A 5,155-nucleotide genomic window follows, 5' to 3' on the forward strand; every position below is an offset into this window, starting at 1 on the left:
CCGCGACGACGATCTTCGCGGAGGTGGTGGCGCGGGTGGGGGCGGCCGCGTTAGAGCTTGCGAAGTCCACTGAGGACCCTTTCGAGCAGCGTGACGTCGGGCTGGTTTCCGGTTTCGCCGCCGGAAGCGGGCTGGTGGATGGCGACCAGGCCGGCCTCGGCCAGGTCGGCCACGAGGATGCGGGCCACTCCCAGGGGAAGGGAGAGCAGCGCCGACACCTCCGCGACGGATTTGACCTCCGTGCACAGCGTGCAGATCCGCTGGTGCTCGGGGAGCAGGGTGGCCATGCGCTGCGGGTCGACGTCGGCGGAGACCAGGGCCTCCAGCGCGAGTTCGTAGCGCGGCCTGGTCCTGCCACCGGTCATCGCGAACGGGCGGATCAGCGGGCCGGAGTCGGGTTCGTCCTCGAACTCCTCGACGTGGCCGGGCTCCTGGGCGGGCAGGTAGCCGGGGTCCGGCTCGGGCGCCGGGGCCGGGTAGCCGGGCGCCGGGGCGCCGTACGAGGGCTGCCGGGCGTACTGGTCGTACTGGCCGTACTGCTCTTCGGGCCGGGGGTACGGCTGCCGGGGCTGTCCGTACTGGTGCCGGCCGTACTGCTGACCGTGGCCGACGCCGGGTGCTCCGAAGGCGTCATGGCCTGTGCCAGGGTACGGAACACCGTATTGGCCGCTGCGGTCGTCGGGCGGTGTCACGGTTCCTCTCCTCACAGGGTGCGGCGGTGCGGTGCGAGCTTCGGCGCAGGTCCGGAGCCGGTGGTGCGAAGGCCGTACAACGTCCGAACCCGAGCCCGCCGAAGCGGGCCCGGGAAGGACGCGGAGGTACTTCGAATACCTGGACGGTATCCGACGAACCGTCAGTGCAGGAGACTGCCCTGGAGTTCCGCGCGGAGTGCGGGGGTGAGGACGGCGCCGGCGCGGTCGACGAGCAGGGCCATCTCGTAGCCGACGAGGCCGATGTCGGAGTCCGGCGCGGCCAGGACGGCGAGTGCGGAGCCGTCGCTGACGGCCATCAGGAACAGGAAGCCCCGTTCCATCTCGACGACGGTCTGGTTGACCTCGCCGCCCTCGAAGATCCGGCTGGCGCCGGAGGTGAGGGAGGTGAGGCCGGAGGCGACGGCGGCGAGCTGGTCGGCGCGGTCCCGGGGGAAGCCCTCGGACATGCACAGCAGGAGGCCGTCCGCGGAGACCACCACGGTGTGGGACACCCCGGGGGTGTTGTCCACGAAATTGGTGATCAGCCAGTTCAGGTTCTGTGCGGCCTGGCTCATCTGAGTCAACTCAACGCTCCTGGTGGTTCGAGCCGCCGAAGAGATCGGTGCTCCGGTTCTGTCCGTTGCCGGACTGGTCTACCTGATCGGGGTCGATCCGGAAGCTTCCGGTGTTACCGGCGCTGCGGCCCTGCTCCACACCGCGGCGCAGGTTGGTGAGGCGGCCACGGACCTCCTCCGGGCTGCGGGAGACCTGCGGCCCGTCCTGCGGGGTGGACTTGGCGTTGCCGGGCACCAGGTTCTGCTTGGGCACGCGCCGCGGCAGACCGGCACCGGTGGTGCCGCTGGAGGAGGGCTCGCGCAGCTGCTCGGCCCGCTGCCAGTCGCCGTCGTTCGGCGACTGCCAGGCGGCGCGGGCGGTCGGGCCGGTCGGGCCGTAACCGCCGAGCGAGGACACGTCGTGGCCGCGCTGGGTCTCGGGCGCCGAGGTGTCCTTGGCGCCGGCGAACCAGTTCGGGCTGTCGCCGGACTGGCCGCCGCCGACCGGCGCGGCGGGGAGGCCGCCGCCCGCCAGCTGCTCGCCGGGACGGCGCTGCGGCAGCCCGGACGGCAGGGTGGCGTGCGGCTCGGCGGCGGGCAGCGCGGGCGGCTCGGGGGCGTACGGGTGGCCGGCCGGGGAGTCCTGGGCCGGGCGGCCGTACTGGTCGTCGGCGTACCCGTCCTGCTGGTAGCCGCCCTGGTCGTAGCCGTACCGGTCGTCGGCGTACTGCCCGCCGGCCTGGCCCTGCTGCTCGTAGCCCTGGGGGGCGTACTGGTCGTAGCCGTCCTGGGCGTACCCGTCCTGCTGGTACTCGTCCTGCTGGTAGCCGCCCTGGTCGTAGCCGTACCGGTCGTCGGCGTACTGCTCGCCGGCCTGGCCCTGCTGCTGGTCGTAGCCCTGCGGGGCGTACTGGTCGTAGCCCTGCCGGTAGTCCTCCTCGACCTCGGCGTCGACCACCGGCGCCTGCGGGGCGCTCTCCAGGGCCGCGCGGCGGACCTGGTCGAGGCGCTGCGAGCGCTGGACGGCCTCCAGGGCGGGGCTGAACCCGCTGGAGCCGGCGTTGCCGGTGCCGGTGAGGTGGTCGTCGAAGCCGAGCTCGGCCGCGCTGCGGGCGCGGGTGTCCGGCGCCCACTCGGCGGCCGGCTCCTGCTCGGCGAAGATCCGGGAGACGGTGAACTGCTCGTCCGGCTCCGGCGCCGCACCGGACTGGGTGACGAACGGCGGGAGCATGACCAGCGAGGTGGTGCCGGCGGACTCGCCGGACGGGCGGAGCTGGACGCGGATGTCGTGCCGCTGGGACAGCCGGCCGACCACGAACAGGCCCATGCGGCGGGAGATGGTGGCGTCCACCGTGGGCGGCTCGGCCAGCTTCTCGTTGATCTCCGCGAAGTCCTCGGCGGTGAGGCCGATGCCCTTGTCGTGGATCTCGACCAGCACGCGGCCGTCCGGCAGGCGGGTCGCGTTGACCAGCACCCGGGTCTGCGGGCTGGAGAACGAGGTGGCGTTCTCCAGCAGCTCGGCGAGCAGGTGGACGAGGTCGGTCACGGCGGCGCCGACGACGTCGACCTCCGGGATGCCGGAGAGCTCGACGCGCTCGTACTGCTCCACCTCGGACGCGGCGGCGCGGAGCACGTCGACCAGCGGGACCGGGGTGTTCCAGCGGCGGCCGGCCTCCTCGCCCGCGAGGACGAGGAGGTTCTCACCGTTGCGGCGCATACGGGTGGCCAGGTGGTCCAGCTTGAAGAGGTTCTCCAGCTGGTCCGGGTCGGCCTCGTTGTTCTCCAGGTCGGTGATCAGCGCCAGCTGGCGCTGGATCAGGCTCTGGCTGCGGCGCGACAGGTTGGTGAAGATCGCGTTGACGTTGCCTCGCAGCAGGGCCTGCTCGGCGGCGAGCGCCACGGCCTGCTGGTGGACCTGGTCGAACGCCCGGGCGACCTCGCCGATCTCGTCCTTGCCGTGCAGCGGGATCGGGGTCACCGAGGTGTCGACCCGGTCGGGGTCGGTCTTGGAGAGCTTCTCGACCAGGTCCGGCAGGCGGTGGTCGGCGATCTCCAGGGCGGCGCTGCGCAGGGTGCGCATGCCGAGGATCATCGAGCGGGCCACGTAACCGGTCAGCAGGCCGGCCAGGATGAGCGCCGCGACGACGATGACCGTGTTGAGGATGGCGTCGTAGAGCGCGTTGTCCTTCAGGTTGCGGGAGTCGGTGAGGACCTCGTCCAGCAGCGCGAGCTCGGTGTTCCGCAGGGCCTGGATGTGGGTGTCGGTGGCCTGGTTCCAGTTCTCCTGGGTCAGGCCGGCGTTCTTCGCCTCGGTGTACGCGGCGTCGGCGACCGCCTTGCCCTTCTGCTGGCCCTCCGCGGCGGCCTGGCTGTACGAGGCGCCGAGCTGGAGCAGGCCCTGCATGGTGGGCGGCGCGCCGTTGGGCATCTTGTACGCCGAGCGGTCCTGGGCCGCGGTCTGCGCGATCTGCGCGGCCGCGTACTTGGCGGCGTCCTCGGGGGCGCTGCCGGTGTTGAACTCGTTGATGGAGACCTGTTCCAGCTTCTCCGAGATCAGGATCTGCTGGATCACGTCCTGGTTCTCGTAGCGCGTGGTGACGTTCGCCGAGATGCCGACCAGCAGGTTGAGCATCAGCGCGCGCTGGGTCGACGCCGCGGCCTTGGCCAGCGACATCGCGTAGATCGCGCGGCCCTTGCTGGTGGCGTTGGCGGAGCCCAGGCCGACCGAGTTGTCGAAGGCCAGCAGCGGGTCGAGCATCACCGAGTACGCGTTGGCCGTGGCGCTGATGAACAGCTCCGGGTTGTACGCGTTGGCCCGCAGGTGCGGCAGGTCGACCACCAGGGTCTGGAAGGCCTCGTGACGCCGGGGGAGCTCACCGGACTTGTCGGAGGCCGCGTAGGCGGCGTTGTACGCCTTCAGCGCGGCGTCGGTGGCGCCGCGGCGCTTGGCCACCTCGTTGTTCGGGTCCTGCTTGGTGAGCAGGGGTATGAGCGTCTTGTCGCGCTCGTTCTCCAGCGCCTCGGCGAGTTCGGTCGCCGCCTTGGCCAGCTCCGCGGTCTTCTCGGCGCGGGAGGCCTTGATGAAGCCGTCGACCGAGGTGTTCACGCGCAGACCACCGAAGACGAGACTGATGGTCACGGGGATCAGCAGGATCGCGATCAGACGGGTCGGCACGCGCCAGTTGCGCGGGCGGAGGAAGTCGTACCGGCTCGATCCGCCGTCGCCCGACGAGCCGCCGCCGCGGGGTGTCGCGGCCGGGGGCTCGGGAGCCGGGACGGTGCTCTGGGAGCGTTCCTCGGTGGGAGCGAACGCGGAGAATCCGGCCGGGTCCCCCGGGGTACCGTTCGGCTCGCTCTGGCGGGGCTCGGAGCGCCGCTGCGGGGCGGGTTGCTGCTTACGCCTCACTCGACAACTACCTCTCGGCCGACTGCCGGCCATGGATCAATCCAGCGCTACCCCTGGGCCCTGAACCGCCGCCGTAGGGGCCGGCGCAGGAGAAACCAGGGGTAGCTGGAATTTCAGCACGTGCGGGGATGGGGGACAAACAGCCGCCGTCCGGCACCCGCCTCGGTACATTCTGGACATTCACCGACATGACGGAGCAAAACCGTGGTCACCTGGCGCTGAGTGACGCTGTTTCGCCACGCTGAGTCATTGTTGATCACAAAATGCCTACCGAACTGTTATCCGCTGCTTATACACGGGTCTTGCGCGCGGCCCCCGGAGGTCACCCGCGGGTAGGCACCGCGGTCCCGACGGCCCGTCGCGGGGGACGGACCGTCGGGGCCGTGCGGTTCCCCCCTCGCTCAGCGGAGCCGGGCGAGCAGGGCGTGTTCGACGAGGGTGATGAGGGCGCTCTTGGCGCTGTCGCGGCGGCGGGCGTCGAGGGTGATGACGGGGGTGTCGGC

General features: G+C 71.4%; 3 protein-coding genes and 1 pseudogene. All 4 read right to left on the reverse strand.

The annotated features are described in order from the left end of the window. Positions 1 to 50: 50 nt before the first annotated feature. Complete coding sequence (locus ACFCY1_RS41355; protein WP_074001503.1) at positions 51 to 692, reverse strand: DUF742 domain-containing protein; 642 nt, start codon at positions 690 to 692, stop codon at positions 51 to 53. 161 nt (positions 693 to 853) lie between these two features. Then, complete coding sequence (locus ACFCY1_RS41360) at positions 854 to 1,267, reverse strand: roadblock/LC7 domain-containing protein (RefSeq protein WP_030248297.1); 414 nt, start codon at positions 1,265 to 1,267, stop codon at positions 854 to 856. A gap of 10 nt (positions 1,268 to 1,277) precedes the next feature. Further along, positions 1,278 to 4,652 (reverse strand): nitrate- and nitrite sensing domain-containing protein, encoded by a 3,375-nt coding sequence (locus tag ACFCY1_RS41365; RefSeq protein ID WP_375877808.1) that lies wholly within the window; start codon positions 4,650 to 4,652, stop codon positions 1,278 to 1,280. A gap of 401 nt (positions 4,653 to 5,053) precedes the next feature. Next, positions 5,054 to 5,155, reverse strand: a pseudogene (locus ACFCY1_RS41370) (ATP-binding protein); the annotation flags it as partial.

The sequence above is a fragment of the Kitasatospora sp. NPDC056273 genome (genome assembly GCF_042268845.1).
Lineage (GTDB): Bacteria > Actinomycetota > Actinomycetes > Streptomycetales > Streptomycetaceae > Kitasatospora.

Bases quoted from the DNA above. Each gene is read 5' to 3' on its own strand.
- ACFCY1_RS41360 (WP_030248297.1), bottom strand. From the start codon at position 1,267: ATGAGCCAGGCCGCACAGAACCTGAACTGGCTGATCACCAATTTCGTG.